Consider the following 16,130-nt stretch of genomic DNA (forward strand, 5'->3'; position numbering starts at 1 on the left):
GGAGCAAGTATGAAATACATTTATGATGACCTTGCAGAAAAAAAAATACTCATTACAGGTGGAGCTGGATTCATTGGAAGCAATCTCGCCTTTTATTTTCAAAAACATCACCCACTTGCTCAAGTATATGTATTTGATAAGTTTCGTAATGATGAGACTTTCCCTAGTGGCAACCCAACAACACTTGGACATTTTAAGAATCTTATTGGTTTTAAAGACAAAGTGATTGTAGGCGATATTAATAATCCTAGCGATTTAGAAAAGCTTAAATCTTATGATTTTGACATTATCTTTCATCAAGCTGCTATTTCTGATACCACCGTGCTTAATCAAGAGCTTGTTATGAAAACTAATCACGAATCATTCTTGCGCTTGCTTGATATTGCCACTCAATCCCAAGCAATGGTTATCTATGCTTCATCGGCTGGAACTTATGGTAATTCTCCTGCACCCAATAGTGTAGGAAGCGGCGAAATGCCGGAAAATATTTATGGATATTCTAAACTCTGTATGGACGAAAGTGTAAGGAGGATTCTTACTTCAAATCCTAGTTATCCTATTATTGGATTAAGATATTTTAATGTTTATGGAGAGAGGGAATTTTATAAAGGCAAAACTGCCTCAATGATTTTGCAACTTGGACTACAAGCACTTAAACATAAAAAAGTGAGACTCTTTAAATATGGTGAGCAAAAGCGAGATTTTGTCTATATTAAAGATGTTATTCAAGCTAATATCAAAGCCATAGAATCTATGCAAAGTGGTATTTATAATGTCGGCAGTGGCGAGGCAAGAAGCTTTAATGATATTATTGCGTGTCTTAAAGATGGAATTGGAGATTTTGAAGTGGAATATTTTGATAATCCTTATGCTTTTTTCCAAACTCATACACAAGCTGATATTGCTTCTACAAAAGAACATCTCTCTTATATGCCACGTTTTAGTCTTGAAGAAGGCATAAAGACATACCTTAAAGAAATCAAAGCAATTTTTGAACGTGAAAATCCAAAAATATAATATTAAGGATAAAAGAGTAGATAATGTTTGGTTTAGAATCTAAGAGTCCTAAAATTCTTGTTATTGGTGATTTAATGATAGATCATTATGTATGGGGAAGCTGTGAGCGTATCTCGCCTGAAGCTCCTGTGCAAGTAGTAGATGTCAAAGATGAAAATAATCGCTTAGGTGGAGCGTGCAATGTCGTGCATAATCTCATTGCTTTGAATGCACAAGTCTTTGTGTGTGGCGTTGTGGGTAATGATGAGGCAGGATTCTGGCTTGGTGAAAAATTAGAATCTATGGGGGTGGATATTTCTTATCTTTTTGTAGATACTTCGCGTCCTACGACTAAAAAAACGCGCGTTATCATTGCTAATCAACAAGTTTTACGCGTAGATAGGGAAAGTAAAATGCCCATAGATTCTCATATTCATAATAATATTGTCCAACATCTCCACGTTGTACTTGATGAAGTGGATTGTATTATTATTTCTGATTATGGCAAGGGATTATTAAATGATGAACTCACACATTTTGTCATTGATTATGCAAAAAGCAAATCTAAGCTTGTCCTCTGCGACCCTAAAGGCAAAGATTATAGTAAATACACAGGTGCAACACTCCTCACTCCTAATAAAAAAGAGGCTGAACTTGCCACAGGCATTACTATCTGCGATAAAGATTCGCTCATCAAAGCAGGTATGGCACTCAAAACTCAATGCCAGCTTGATATTTCACTCATTACACTCAGCGAAGATGGGATTGGCATATTTGATAATAATCAAATACATATTATCCCTACTCGTGCAAAAGAAGTATATGATGTTACAGGTGCGGGAGATACGGTAATTGCTGCGCTTAGTTTTGCTCTAAGTAGTGGTTGTGATATTTTTCAAGCGTGTGAATTTGCAAATGTCGCAGCAGCAGTCGTTGTGGGTAAAGTTGGGAGTGCAGTTGCAACTCATAGTGAGATTCTACAATATATCCACACTCAACCCTCTAATCTACAACAATATATAGAATCTAAAATCATCTCTCAAGAAAGCTTATTCACGCTCCTTAAAGACTTGAAACAAAGCAAAATCGTTTTTACAAATGGTTGCTTTGACATCTTACATATAGGACACTTGAGCTATCTCAACAAGGCACGTGATTTGGGCGATATTTTGATTGTGGGATTAAATGATGATGATTCTATAAAACGACTTAAAGGAAAGGAACGTCCTATCAATACCTTACATAATCGTGCCCTTATGCTTGCTGGCTTAGAATGTGTAGATTATGTAGTGAGCTTTTGTCAAGACACACCCTTAGAGCTTATTAAGGCTATTAAGCCCGATGTGCTTGTCAAAGGCGGTGATTATCATAATAAGGAAGTTGTTGGGAAAGAATACGCCAAAGAAGTTGTGCTTATTGATTTTATTGAAGGGCACTCTACTTCAAATATCATAGAATCTATCCAAAGGAGCAAAATATGCAAACACTCATAGAATCTGAATTCAACGCTCATTTACAAAGCGCACAAAAGATTTTTACTCTCACTCCTGCAATACAAAAAGCAGCAGATATTCTTATTCAATCTCTTAAAAATGGGGGCAAAATTCTCATTTGTGGCAATGGTGGTAGCGCAGCTGATGCACAACATTTCGCTGCGGAACTCACAGGACGTTACAAAAGAGAACGAAAAGGCTTGGCAGGCATTGCTTTAAGTGTAGATACTTCTGCGCTTACAGCCATTGGCAATGATTATGGTTTTGAATATGTATTCTCACGACAAGTAGAATCTCTCGCACAAAAGGGCGATGTATTTTTTGGTATTTCTACAAGTGGCAATTCTCATAATGTTCTTAAAGCTGCACAAATAGCACGCGATATGGGCTGCTTCGTTATCGGACTTAGTGGGCGTGATGGAGGAAAACTTAGTGCGCTTTGTGATATTAATCTTATTATGCCAGATAATGACACGCCTAGAATCCAAGAATTACACATTTTAATTATTCATATTTTATGTGATATTATTGAAAGCGAATGTGGCGAAAATGGCAACACAAATGTTATTTCCTAAAACTATTCAATCTTTCCAAAACACGCAAAAACACGTTATCAAAGATACACTTTTTGATATGCTCCATAGTGATGGCATCAGTGTCTCATCGGTAGATTTAATCTTTGGACACTATTTTATATATGTTCTTCTAGGCGAGGGTATGCTTGCGCCTGTGTTTTTATATGAAAAGCGCATTAGTTATAAACAATCTCAAACAAATGGTTTGCCTCGTCTGCATTTTTGTCAATGTGATAATATTCAAACTGACTTTAATCCAACAAATAAGCACCACACACTCACTCATCGCCATTACACCGCCAAGATTACAAAACGCAATGCTTTTAGCTTGAGCATCAAACAAGGAATAAGCGAAGTGGGATTATATAACGACTACCCACTTGAGCTCTGCCCATTATGCAGTGATATTTTAAAACAAATGAGAGAAGGACAAACTATTGATAGCACCTTAAGTGTATATGTCTTTAAAAATCAATATTTAGAACTTTTGGAAGCAAATCCCACCTTGCGGCAAAAAGAAATGATTGCTTTGCAAGTCGCCAATCTTGAATGCTATAAATGCAAAAAACATATTGATATAGATTCATCAATATGGATACAGATTCACGACAATATATTAAAAATTTGTTGTTGTTGATGCATCGTTTTTTTCCTTTTTTTGATACAATGTTATTTTATGCTTGAGTTTTGTTTTTACTAAGGGGTTTTTATGAGTTTAACGCTAGGGATTGATATTGGTAGCACAACAGCAAAAGTCGCTCTTATGGATGGAGATGACATCATTTTTCAAGTGTATGAGCGACACTATTCAAAAGTGCGCGAAAAAAGCATACAAATCGTGCAAAGTATTGCTCAAATTATTGGCGATAGAGAATTTAAAGTTGCTATTTCAGGCTCTGCGGGATTTGGTATTTGCAAACTTACAGGGATTGATTTCGTGCAAGAAGTATTTGCCACAGCTGGAGCAGTGCGCCATCTTGTGCCTGATGCCGATGCAGTCATTGAGCTTGGCGGAGAAGATGCAAAGATTATATTTCTCACAGGTGGAACAGAGGAGCGTATGAATGGTTCTTGTGCAGGTGGAACAGGCGCATTTATTGACCAAATGGTAACTTTACTTGCAATTACACCAGAAGAATTTGATAATATTTCACTTAAATGCCAAAAACTCTACCCCATAGCATCTCGTTGTGGCGTATTTGCTAAAACTGACGTCCAGCCATTGCTTAATCAAGGTGTCAATAAAGAAGATATTACTGCAAGTATTTTTCAGGCTGTCGTAGATCAAACTATCACAGGATTAGCTCAAGGACGCAAAATTGAAGGGAAGATTCTCTTTCTTGGAGGACCGCTTTTTTACTATAAGGGCTTGCAAGAGCGATTTGCAAAAACTTTAAAACTTGATAAAGAACACGCCATTTTTCCTAATTTTGCACAATATGCCGTGGCGATTGGCGTCTCTCTTCAAGCACGTGAGTTAGAAAAAACTTATACTTGTCAGTCACTCATTACCATACTTGAAGAAAGCAAAAACACTACTTCAAGCAATAAATATCTTGAGCCACTTTTTGCTTCAGAATCTGATTATAATGCCTTTATTGCACGGCACGAAAGTGCAAGTGTAGAAGAAATAGAAATTGAGCAAGCCTACAAGGCAAATAATCATCACAAAATTGATGTGTATATCGGCATAGATTGCGGAAGCACAACAACAAAGCTTGTTATGCTTGATAGTCATAATGCCATTGTATATCAATATTATAATTCTAACAAAGGCAATCCCGTAGAAGTCATATCAACGCAACTTACTTACATTTATGAACATTTTGGTGATAAAATCAACATTAAAGGAAGTGCGGTTACTGGCTATGGTGAAGAGCTTATAAAGGCTGCCTTTACCTTAGACGCTGGACTTGTAGAAACAATGGCACATCTTAAAGCTGCTAAATACTTTAATCCTAAAGTAGATTTTATTATTGATATTGGCGGACAAGATATGAAATGCTTTTATATCAAAAACCAAACCATAGATTCTATAATGCTTAATGAAGCGTGTAGCTCAGGTTGCGGAAGCTTTATTGAAACTTTTGCAAAATCTATGGGTTATGATATACAAACTTTTTCTAAGCTTGGTTTAGAATCCAAACAACCTGTGGAGCTTGGAAGCCGCTGCACGGTGTTTATGAATAGCTCGGTTAAAGAAGCACAAAAAGAGGGTGCAAGCATTGAAGATATTAGTGCTGGGCTTTCTATGAGTGTAGTTAAAAATGCTATTTATAAAGTTATACGCGCACGCGATGCAGATGATTTGGGTAAGCAAATTGTCGTGCAAGGTGGAACATTCCTCAACAATGCAGTGCTTAGAAGCTTTGAGAAAGAAATCGGTAGAGAGGTTGTCCGACCTAAAATCAGCGGACTTATGGGAGCATTTGGCGCAGCATTATATGCAAAAGACTTAGGGTTAGAACATTCAAGCACAATGAAACAAGAGGAATTAGCCACTTTCAAACATACTGCAACCGCAAGTGTATGTAAAATCTGTGGGAATAATTGCCATTTAACGATTAATCGCTTTGGCGAGGGCAAAAAGTTTATATCAGGTAATCGCTGTGATAAGCCACTAGGCTTTAAAAAGCTCCTCTTTTTGCCCAACTTGTATGATTATAAACTCAATAAAATTAAATCTCTTTGTGCTTATGAAAATATGGACAAATCTCGCCTTACAAAGGGAAAAATAGGCATTCCCTTAGGGCTTAATATGTATGAGAATCTACCTTTTTGGCATACATTGCTTAGTGAATTAGGCTATGAAGTGGTAGTTTCTGATATTACCACACGAAAAACCTTTTCCTTAGGGCAATATAGTATCCCAAGCGATACGGTATGCTACCCTGCTAAGCTCCTGCACGGACATATTGAGAATCTTTTGAAAAAAGGAGTGGATAAAATCTTTTATCCTTGTATGAGTTATAGTTTTGCTGGCGATGAAAAACACAAAGATTCAAGCACAAATAATTATAATTGCCCTGTTGTGGCTTATTATCCCGAACTTTTAAATGCAAATGTTGATAAATTACGCGAAGTAAGCTTTTTTTATCCGTATTTTGGATTACATCAAAAAGAAGATTTTAAGAAAAAGGGCTTCGTATTTTTCAAAAAAGAATTGGGTGCGGATAAAAAGTCATTCCTCAAGGCAGTAGAAAAAGCCTATGAAGTGCGTGATGAATGGCTCAGTGATGTAAAACTACAAGGTGAAAAAGCTCTACATTTCGCACGAGCAAACAAACTCAAGGCTATTGTGTTATGCGGACGTCCATATCATATTGACCCAGAAATCAATCACGGCATTGATAAGCTCATTAATTCTTTAGGGCTTGTTGTGCTAAGTGAGGATAGTGTCGAGCATTTAGCAGATGCGGGAGAACTTCATATCCTTAATCAGTGGAGCTACCATTCACGGCTTTATAATGCAGCAGCCTTTGTAAGTAGTGATGAGAATCTTGAGCTTGTGCAGCTTGTAAGCTTTGGTTGCGGAATAGATTCTATTACAACTGATGAAGTGCGCGAGATTTTAGAATCTCACGGGAAATTCTACACTCAGCTCAAAATTGATGAAATCAGCAATTTAGGCGCGGTAAAAATCAGAATCCGAAGTCTGCTTGGAGCAATGGAAGAAAAACAAGCGCAAAAAAATGCAAAAATTTTGCTACAATCAACTCAAATACTTGAGAATGCTTAAATTTATTTATAAAGGAATCCTATGACACAAAAAATGACCCCTCATATTAATTCTTGGCAAACGCCAGATTCTCAATCATTGATTATCAAAACAGAAAATAAGCGCGAACTTAAACGCGTGCCATTTACTGCAGAGATGAAGCAAACACATACAATTCTTGTGCCGATGATGTTGCCTGTTCATTTTGAATTGCTTGTAAAAATCTTGCACTTACACGGCTATAATGCGGAGCTTTTGCATAATGATGGGAAAGGCGTGGTAGATGAAGGTTTGCGCAATGTCCATAATGATACTTGTTATCCTGCATTGCTTGTGATTGGGCAAATGATTGATGCGCTTAAAAGTGGTAAGTGGGATTTGCAAAAAGTCGCATTACTGATTACGCAAACAGGAGGGGGTTGTCGTGCAAGTAATTATATTTATCTCTTGCGAAAAGCTCTCAATAAAGCGGGATTTGGGAATATTCCTGTTATCTCTCTTAATTTTAGTGGATTAGAAGCTGACCAAGGCTTTAGCGTTACGCGCCCAATGCTACAAAATCTTTTAAACGCAATTGTGTATGGGGATTTGATAATGCATATTGCTAATCAATGCCGTCCTTATGAGAAAAATAAAGGTGATACCGATGCAATGGTAGATAAATGGGTACGTCGCATTACAAGTGAGGGCACGAATGAGGGATTAAGAAAATATAGTGCGCTCAAAAAAGATATGAAACTTATCCTTGATGATTTTGCCTCTATCCCTAGAGATACCAAGCAAAAAGTGCGCGTAGGCATTGTAGGTGAGATTTATATCAAATTCTCTCCGCTTGGCAATAATAATCTTGAAGATTTCCTTTTAGCAGAAGATTGTGAGGTTGTAATTCCGGGCTTTATGGACTTTTGCTTGTATTGTATCAATGATACAATTGTGGGTGGCAAAATGTATGGTGGCACACTTATGCAAGCACTTATTTATCGTGTGGTGTATTGGTTTTTTGCAAGCAAACAAATTGATACAATTAAAGCCATTAAAAAGCACGGTGTATTTAGAGCACCCACTGCGTTTAAATACACGAAAAAAGCGGTGCAAGGCTATGTCTCTGAAGGTATGAATATGGGCGAGGGGTGGTTGCTTACTGCTGAAATGCTTGAACTCATTGAGCAAGGCGTGGAAAACATCGTCTGCACCCAACCTTTTGGTTGTCTGCCTAATCATATTGTAGGGCGCGGTATGATGAAAACGATAAAAGAGCGCAACCCACAAAGCAATATCGTCTCTATTGACTATGACCCGGGTGCGACAAAAGTTAATCAAGAAAATCGCATTAAGCTTATGTTAAGCAATGCTAAAAAGGCGCACACTACAAATGCTTAATGTGCATTTATGCGCACCCAAGCAAGTGAGTAAAATTGTAACTTATATAAGATTGTATTCAGTATTCAAAGGGGTTTCATACTCTCTTTTCTTTTTATGCACCCTCACATATTACTTATCCTAAAAGTAATGCTCAATACATTAATAAAAATTTAAACTTTATTATGGAAATATGACTAAGACTACTTAAAACTTGATAGTTTTTTTGTAAAGTCAATTTTTACATTTCAATAAAGGAGTTCTTTATGAACAAATTTGGTTTGGTTTTAACTTTATCTTTGGGTTTAGCTTTTAGTCCGCTTTGTGCGTTAGAATCTACTTCACAAAAGAATGCACACAATGCGCAAAACACATCTCTTAGTCAAGCTGATGCAGCATTTCTTTTTACTGCAAATGCAAACAATCTTAATGTAGTGACTTTAAGTGATGAGGAAATGCAAAAGACAGAGGGAGAGTGGCTTGGTTTTGCTGCAGGAGTTTGGGGAGGTGTAGTTGTTTGTAGAGTATTAAAAGCTTTTTCTAAGGGTTGTTAATAAGGAGAAACTATGAATATTTTAATAACATTAAAATATTGTTGTCTCATACTTATTCTTTGCTGTGGGTTGTGTCCTAATGTATGGGCGTATAAATGTTCGGATACAAGCTGTGATGACTTACGCATTGGTTTGGGAGTATATTATGGTGATATGAATGCCTCTTCCAACCCAAAAGCCACAAGCTATGGCGGATACATACCTGTATCTGTAGGGAAACACTGGCGTTGGTTTGGCATAGGAGCTGATTTTTTAGGAGGAATATCTCACTCACAGATTGAGGGCTCTCTCATCGGAGCAAATGCTCCTGCTAAAGATATAGGAAACTTTGTATCTGCTAAACCTCGCGTAGGTATCAATCTCGGCTCACTGGAAAATCCGCTCTTTATGTCTGTTATCGTGCCTCTTGAGGTTTATGACTTTAGGATACAAAAGGGTAATCACCTCCAAAGTGCCTTTGTATTTATAGGTGGAAGTATTTCGGGACGCAAGAGTCTTAATAAAGCTGCCCTAGAGTATGGATTAAGTTATAGCTATGCAGTAGGCTCAAATCAAGGGCATACTTTCAAATATCAAGGCACTGGAGATTCTGGGCGTTTAAATATTGATGGTGGGAGTTTGTGGGAGGGTTCTTTGGGCATAGTATTTGGCAAAAATATGGCTCAATCTTATGAAAAAAGCCCTGTGTATTACACAAAGCTTAAGATGCGATATTTTGATTTAAATGCCGGCTCTTCTAAAAATACTACTCCTGCTTTTACCTATCCTGCGACAAAAAATCTCGTCGCTATGCTTGAATTTGGCGTAAGTTTGGATTTTCGCTATTAATTGAAATACAACATTTGAGTAAAGATAAAATCAAGATTCAATACAAGGAGTTCTTATAAACAAAATCATTTTAGTTTTTCTCCTTTACACTAATGCCTTTGCCTATACTTGTTATAGCTCACATTGTGAGGATATACGCATAGGGCTAGGGGCACATCATAGTAAAACTTATGATACAGGCGTATATCTCTCTGGATATGCTGGAGGACATTGGGATAAGCTCTATATCGCAGGGGGTGTGAATATAGGACAAGTCAACCCTACCTTTGCACCCACAATAGATTCAAATAAGCAAAATTATAATTCTCTTTTAGCTTCTGCCTACGCGCATATTGGCGCAAAACTTGGTGGAGAGAATCCTCTTTTTCTCTATGTTGAAACAAAAATTGAGCGATACAGCATTGGAGAAAATACCACCTTTAGTGCAAATCAACTCTTTATGGGCGCATATATCGCCAATCACGCAAAGATAAGCAGTGGCATAATGTTAGAGATAGGATTAGGAATAAGTCCAAGTATTGTAAGATACTACACAAGCCAAAATGCAGATAAAAACTCTATATCTCAAAGAAACAATATTGATGGAAGCTATCGCATTGATACCTTTATCGGTATACGCTTTAAAAGAGGAGATGAATACAGCAAGAAAAGCGATATTTATGTAAGAGCAATGGGTATTTTTTATCACAATAAAACATATAATACCCCTATCACGCTGCCTCCACGCAATGATTACGCACTTATGCTTGAATGTGGTATAAGCCTTGAAAATTTATTAAGTTAAATTGTAACACTTTTATGAGTTTCTATAATGTTTGGGGAATTTCGTAACTCTTAATGATTATAGAATCTTAGTATATCTTTTGCTGAAGCAGGGGGTGAGATTCTTGGAGTTGGTGTAAGCAAAGCAAAGGGTAGTAAAAATGAGCCGTTCGTTTGGTATGATGCTCATATCAAGTTTGGAGTAAATATTGCTTCCCAAACAAATCCACTCTTTTTAAATGTAGCGTATTCATTTAATCATCAATGGAATGACGCAATAGGTAAAGACTTTAGGACAGGGCTTCATATGGCTGGATTAGATTTGCACGGCTTCATTCAAAGTGGCGCTAAGACAACTTATGAATACAATGTAGGCTACTACTATGTATTTCACGGCTATCACTATCTTGGCGAAACCCGCTCTGGCATAAATGATTATAGCTATGTGATTAAAGGGCATAGTGGCTTAAAATCTATTTTGTAGTGTCTTTGTCATTTTTACTATGCTTATGTAACCATTGCTTGACTTTTGTAAAGCACTCTTCAAAAACATTCTTATAAGGCTCGCTCTCAATGCCAAAGCTTTCTTGAAGCTTTTCAGTAAGCGCTCTTTGCTCGGCATTAAGCTTTGGAGGATAAGTGATTTTAATCTGTGCGACAAACTTCCCTCTGTATGCGCTATTGACATCTTTTATCCCCTCATTATCAAAAACAAATTGCTCTTTATCCCGTGTATTTGGCGGGATTTTAAGCTCTAATTCTCCACGCAAAGATGGAATCTTAAGCGTTGTGCCAAGCACGATTGAAGTAAAAAATACCGGCACTTCAATATAAACATTCTCTCCATCACGCACAAAATTTTCATCTTCTGCAACACTCACGGCAATATATAAATCTCCCCTGCTACCATTCTTATCAGCATTTCCTCGCCCACCAATGCGGATTCTATTCCCATCATCGATGCCTTCAGGGATACTCACTTCAAAGCTCTCCTCACTTATCTCAAACCCGCTACCCTTACATTTGGAGCATTTCTCGCTTGCACTTTGCCCCTCACCCTTGCAAGTAGGACAAGTTTGCGCAAAAGTCATAAATCCTTGTCGCATATATACCTGTCCCTTACCACCACAATCCTTGCAAGTATTGAGTTTGCCACCTTTAGCACCTGTGCCTTTACAATCACTACACGCAATTTTAAAACTATTATGAATTTCTTTTTTGCACCCAAATACGGCTTCTGTAAAGCTTAACTCTAATCCCACAATCTCATCTAAATTATATTTACCCCCGCCTCGTTTTTGAGTTGAGAATCCAAAGTTGGCACCGAATGCAGATTCAAAAATTGAACCCAAATCCCCAAAAATATCACTAAAATCGCGACCGCTAAAACCACTAAAACCTGAATTTTGCAAGCCTTCCTTGCCATATTTATCATAAATTTGGCGCTTAGAATCATCGCTTAGCACCTCATAGGCTTCATTTACGCGTTTAAACTGCTCTTCTGCATCTTTATCATCAGGGTTTCTATCAGGGTGATATTTAAGTGCCATTTTACGATAAGCTTTTTTGATTGTCTCCTTATCACTTGTGCGCGTAATTTCAAGGATTTCATAATAATCAAATGTCTCCAAAACTCACTCCTACTTTAATCAAAATTAAATCTGAAATTGTAGCGAAATTTTATAAGGCGAAGTTAAATTCTTTATAGCTATGATTGCAAGTTTAATCTTAGTAAGGGCATAATAATGAATCAATATAAATCCAGCCTTAAAGCGTTTTCAGAGCTTATCTCTACACTTGAGAAACTCCCCGCCATTGGCAAAAAAAGTGCGCAAAAAATGGCATATGCTCTCTGTATGGAAAACAAATTCTTAGGGCTTAATATCGCTCACGCCATTGAAAATGCTGCCCTTTTGGTGCAAAAATGCCATAAATGTTTTGGTATAAGCGAAAGCGAGATTTGTGATATTTGTCTTGATAGTTCAAGGGAAAATGGAGAATTATGCATCGTAGCAAATCCACGTGATATTTTTACGCTTGAAGATATGGGAGAATTTAAGGGGCGATATTTTGTGCTAGATTCACAAGGAGATTTAGAGCAAATTGACTTTACGCTCCTTAATCAAAGAATTGATACCGAATCTGTGCGTGAAATTATTTTTGCACTCTCGCCAAGTCTTGCAAATGAAGCAATTATGCTCTATATTGAAGATAAAATTAAAATGCCTTTGCATTTTAGCAAAATCGCACAAGGTGTGCCCACAGGGATAGGACTAGATGCTATTGACCAGCTCTCTCTTTCGCGTGCAATGAGTTTGCGCGTCAAGCTTTAATTAAGAAATAATTAAGAAATAATTAAGAAATAATTAATTTCTTTGGGCGTATAATTTACGTGTTTTCTAACTCCAATAACAGAAAGGAACAAACAATGAAAAAGTTGCTTTTACTCACACTTTTGGGTTTTGCTAGTCTTGCTTTCGCTGATGCTCCTGCAGCATTCAAAAAATGCGTTGCTTGCCACGGACCTGATGCAAAGAAAATTGCTCCGGGCAGCAAAGGTGATGTAACAATAGCTGGTATGGCAAAAGATGATTTGCTCAAAAAGCTTAAAGGTTACAAAGCTAAAACAGAAGATAATGGTGGTGCTAAGGCTATTATGTATGGACAGATGGCAAATGTAAGTGATGCTGATATTGAAGCATTAGCTGATTACATTTCTAAACTTCCTAAATAAATTTATTTATGCGGATATGACATTGTATCCGCATAAGCGACATTATGTCCGAAATAATTATTGATTCTCAATCTTACAAACACAATCTCAATCTCATATCTTCACACATCGGAACAAGCACAGAACTTGCTATTGTATTAAAAGATAATGCCTATGGACACGGCTTAGAGCAAATAAGCACTTTAGCGAGAGAATATGGCATTAAGAGTGTGTTTGTCAAAAACTATGCCGAAGCAATGCAAATCAAAGATGATTTTCCTTGTATTACTGCACTTTATGGAATGCCTCAAGGCACATTCCCTCCTCATATCGCCTTTGTTATTAATCATAAAGAACATATCTCTATCTTGCCAAAAGGCACAAATGTAGAATTAAAAGTGAATGCAGGAATGAATCGCAATGGCATACAAGCAAGTGAGATAAGTGAGTTTGTTGAACTTATTTTGCATCGGGGCTTAAACCTTATAGGTGTATTTTCACATAATGGCTATGGCGATGATATTGATGAAGAATTTGAACGCACACAGGAACGATTTGCACTTATCAAACAAGAAATCAAAGAATTAGCCCAAAAGTATGGATTTCCTCTGCCACGTTTTCACTCCCTAAGCTCCTCTGGGGCAATTCGGGAAGCAATGAATAATAACATTAATGATGATTTGGTGCGCATAGGTATTGCAGCGTATGGTTACCTTGATGTTGCCTTTGAGAATCCTATTAGCGCGAAATTACGCAAAGTTGCAGCCCTCTATGCTGATAGGATTTCTACACGTGTTTTACCCCAAAATGCGCGAATTGGTTATAGTGGTTGCACAAAGATGGATTCTAAAAATATAGTAAGCACTTATGATATAGGCTATGGTGATGGATTTTTCCGCGTGAGTGAGCGACACAAAGTCTATACTGCCAAAGGCTATCAAATCTTGCCCCGCTTGTCAATGGATTGCTTTTCTTGTATGTGTGATGAGAGTAGAATCTGTGTCTTTGATGATGCAAATACAATCGCTCAAGCTTTTGGCACAATCACCTATGAGATTCTAACTCATCTCTCGCCCTTTATCAAACGCACTATTATATAGCTATGTCGCCGCACCTTCCCCAGCTTACAAACATTTCTAGAATCTACCCCTTTACACACACTCCCATAGAATGCCATTTCAACACCTCACCTCGCGATTTTGTGATTAAAGAAATTCCTCTTTATGAGCCAAGCGGAAGTGGTGAGCATTTATTACTTTATGTGCGTAAAAAAGGCTTAAGCACTTTTGAACTCTTAAATATTCTTTCTAGCTCATTAGGCTGTAGAGTGCGTGATATTGGCTATGCAGGGCTTAAAGACAAAGCAGCTACAAGCTATCAATATTTAAGTATTCATCGCTCCTTACAAAATCGTCTTGAATCTGCCTTGCCTCATTTACACTCTCAACATATTAAAATTCTCACTATCACACCTCACAACCATAAGCTCAAAATCGGACATCTCAAGGGGAATAGCTTTTTTATGCGCCTCAAAAAAGTTTCCTCAAACAATGCTACTAAACTTCATTCCACATTAGAATTACTCGCTTATAGTGGATTCCCAAATTATTTTGGCAATCAACGTTTTGGCAAAGAAGGAGATAATTTTCAAAGTGGAAAAGCTATCAGTGAGCACAAACTCACGCTTAAAAACAAAAAAATAAGCAATTTTCTCATCTCAAGCTATCAAAGTCATCTTTTTAATGCGTGGCTTAGCTCAAGGATACAACTCACACAAATACTTCGCTCCTTTAAGCCAAATGAAGTTTTAAGAGCACTGCAAAGCCCAAATTTTCCTACTTTGCATACTTTTGCTAAGTCTTGCACACCTCAACTCATTAAAACTTTGCAAAGCCAAAAACAACCATTTGTGATTCTGCAAGGTGATATAATGTGCCATTATCCATTTGGCAAAAACTTTGTATGCAATGATACATTAATAGAATCTACACGTTTTTTGCAAAAAGATATTGCTCCAACGGGCGCGCTCTGTGGCACAAAATTCACTCATTCAAAATGCCTTGCCTATGATATTGAAGAACAATTTTTAGATTCTCAAATCAAAGCAAATGGCACAAGACGTTATGCGTGGGTGTGGGCAGAAAATATAGAGGGGCGATATATTCCACAAGAAGCACATTTTGAATTGCATTTTAGCCTCCCTAAAGGAAGCTATGCAACTATTTTCCTTGAAAGCCTACTTAGCACACACAATTGTTAATAATTCGCTATGTCTAAAAGATGTTGTTCTTTCATTGCTTGAGCAATCTCTTCATAACCCTTCAGTGCATCTTGATCGCATAAAACCCATTCATTAAGTCCCTCTAAACTCATCATATGTGCAATTTTTGGGTCATTTTTAAGGGCATTTTGTGATTTCATCATTTCTACAAAGCTTCTTTTTAAGTAAGAATCAAAACTTTTTAGGGTTGTAAAATTACAATGACAATAAGCAGGGCTTGTGTAAAAATTCACCATTTGAGGATAATTTCCCTCTTGCATAACCCTCACCCAAGTAGTAGAGCCAATCGCTCCTGCATCTAATTCTCCACTTTTTATTTTATCCAGCACATCAAATTCACTTTGCCCTGTATCGCCGTGTTTGCCCACATCGCTATTAAAGCGAAATATCCCCACACTCCCACTTTCCACCTGTGTGCTACCAAGCAAAGCAGGAGAAATTTCTTGCAGTTTAAATCCATTTTTTTGTAAATAAAATAAAGGCATAATCGCCGCTTGAGCAGAATCTAAACTCCCTAAACCAAATTTTTTACCCTTCAAATCCTCTAAGCCCTTCATTGTATCTCTTTTACCTACAAATACACTTTTAAAGCCAATATCAGTATCGCGCATTAAAATTGCCTCTGCACCATTATTTGTGCAATACTTAGAGCGGATAAAAGCCACATTTGTATTCCAAGCAATATCTATTTTTCCCTCTTTAAGCCACTGCACTTGCCGCTCATAGTTGCTAAATAACACATAATCTAGCCTTATATCTTTAAAATAATCATTAGCATATTCCCTAATCGTATCCCAAATAGGGACAATTTGTGGCGCATACGCCACCGCACCTACTAAAATTGACTTCAT

General features: G+C 37.3%; 16 protein-coding genes. 14 read left to right on the forward strand and 2 right to left on the reverse strand.

The genetic code is table 11. The features are described 5' to 3' along the window. Positions 1-9: 9 nt before the first annotated feature. The 10 genes from rfaD (at position 10) to LS66_RS10085 (ending at position 10,769) form a co-directional block, all read left to right on the forward strand. On the forward strand, positions 10-1,017 hold the full coding sequence (gene rfaD / locus LS66_RS05640) for an ADP-glyceromanno-heptose 6-epimerase (protein WP_011116373.1): 1,008 nt from the start codon (positions 10-12) through the stop codon (positions 1,015-1,017). 23 nt (positions 1,018-1,040) lie between these two features. After that, positions 1,041-2,489 (forward strand): D-glycero-beta-D-manno-heptose-7-phosphate kinase, encoded by a 1,449-nt coding sequence (rfaE1, locus tag LS66_RS05645; RefSeq protein ID WP_034364919.1) that lies wholly within the window; start codon positions 1,041-1,043, stop codon positions 2,487-2,489. Next, the gene (gmhA, locus tag LS66_RS05650; RefSeq protein ID WP_034364922.1) at positions 2,474-3,064 is read left to right on the forward strand and encodes a D-sedoheptulose 7-phosphate isomerase; all 591 of its coding nucleotides are present in this window, start codon (positions 2,474-2,476) and stop codon (positions 3,062-3,064) included. The genes rfaE1 and gmhA overlap by 16 nt, the downstream gene beginning before the upstream one ends. After that, entirely contained in the window at positions 3,039-3,701 is a 663-nt protein-coding gene (locus LS66_RS05655) for a hypothetical protein (RefSeq protein ID WP_236096984.1), read from the forward strand. The genes gmhA and LS66_RS05655 overlap by 26 nt, the downstream gene beginning before the upstream one ends. A 72-nt stretch (positions 3,702-3,773) precedes the next feature. Beyond that, the gene (locus LS66_RS05660; RefSeq protein WP_034364925.1) at positions 3,774-6,803 is read left to right on the forward strand and encodes an acyl-CoA dehydratase activase; all 3,030 of its coding nucleotides are present in this window, start codon (positions 3,774-3,776) and stop codon (positions 6,801-6,803) included. 21 nt (positions 6,804-6,824) lie between these two features. Next, a complete protein-coding gene (locus tag LS66_RS05665; RefSeq protein WP_081947910.1) occupies positions 6,825-8,162 on the forward strand; it encodes a 2-hydroxyacyl-CoA dehydratase in 1,338 nt (445 codons plus the stop codon). Positions 8,163-8,407: 245 nt separating this feature from the next. Then, a complete protein-coding gene (locus LS66_RS05670) occupies positions 8,408-8,695 on the forward strand; it encodes a hypothetical protein (protein WP_034364928.1) in 288 nt (95 codons plus the stop codon). A gap of 12 nt (positions 8,696-8,707) precedes the next feature. Then, positions 8,708-9,523 (forward strand): hypothetical protein, encoded by an 816-nt coding sequence (locus tag LS66_RS05675; RefSeq protein ID WP_034364931.1) that lies wholly within the window; start codon positions 8,708-8,710, stop codon positions 9,521-9,523. A 238-nt stretch (positions 9,524-9,761) separates the two neighbouring features. Further along, on the forward strand, positions 9,762-10,307 hold the full coding sequence (locus tag LS66_RS05680) for a hypothetical protein (protein ID WP_034364934.1): 546 nt from the start codon (positions 9,762-9,764) through the stop codon (positions 10,305-10,307). 285 nt (positions 10,308-10,592) lie between these two features. Continuing rightward, complete coding sequence (locus LS66_RS10085; protein ID WP_161594732.1) at positions 10,593-10,769, forward strand: hypothetical protein; 177 nt, start codon at positions 10,593-10,595, stop codon at positions 10,767-10,769. On the opposite strand, the gene dnaJ is transcribed toward LS66_RS10085, so the two are convergent. Beyond that, positions 10,759-11,916 carry a molecular chaperone DnaJ gene (gene dnaJ / locus LS66_RS05685; RefSeq protein WP_011116359.1) on the reverse strand — a complete coding sequence of 386 codons (1,158 nt, stop codon included), beginning with the start codon at positions 11,914-11,916 and terminating at the stop codon, positions 10,759-10,761. The two genes, LS66_RS10085 and dnaJ, sit on opposite strands and share 11 nt — an antisense overlap. A 114-nt stretch (positions 11,917-12,030) precedes the next feature. On the opposite strand from dnaJ, the gene recR reads away from it, so the two are divergent. From recR to truD, 4 genes are all read left to right on the forward strand, one after another. Next, on the forward strand, positions 12,031-12,618 hold the full coding sequence (gene recR / locus LS66_RS05690) for a recombination mediator RecR (RefSeq protein ID WP_011116358.1): 588 nt from the start codon (positions 12,031-12,033) through the stop codon (positions 12,616-12,618). Positions 12,619-12,713: 95 nt separating this feature from the next. Beyond that, positions 12,714-13,019 (forward strand): c-type cytochrome, encoded by a 306-nt coding sequence (locus LS66_RS05695; RefSeq protein WP_011116357.1) that lies wholly within the window; start codon positions 12,714-12,716, stop codon positions 13,017-13,019. A 44-nt stretch (positions 13,020-13,063) separates the two neighbouring features. Next, on the forward strand, positions 13,064-14,098 hold the full coding sequence (locus LS66_RS05700) for an alanine racemase (RefSeq protein ID WP_011116356.1): 1,035 nt from the start codon (positions 13,064-13,066) through the stop codon (positions 14,096-14,098). 2 nt (positions 14,099-14,100) lie between these two features. After that, positions 14,101-15,258 (forward strand): tRNA pseudouridine(13) synthase TruD, encoded by a 1,158-nt coding sequence (gene truD, locus LS66_RS05705; protein ID WP_081947966.1) that lies wholly within the window; start codon positions 14,101-14,103, stop codon positions 15,256-15,258. On the opposite strand, the gene LS66_RS05710 is transcribed toward truD, so the two are convergent. Then, on the reverse strand, positions 15,255-16,130 hold the full coding sequence (locus LS66_RS05710; RefSeq protein ID WP_034367235.1) for a phosphate/phosphite/phosphonate ABC transporter substrate-binding protein: 876 nt from the start codon (positions 16,128-16,130) through the stop codon (positions 15,255-15,257). The two genes, truD and LS66_RS05710, sit on opposite strands and share 4 nt — an antisense overlap.

Source organism: Helicobacter sp. MIT 03-1614 (assembly GCF_000762925.2).
Lineage (GTDB): Bacteria > Campylobacterota > Campylobacteria > Campylobacterales > Helicobacteraceae > Helicobacter_C > Helicobacter_C hepaticus.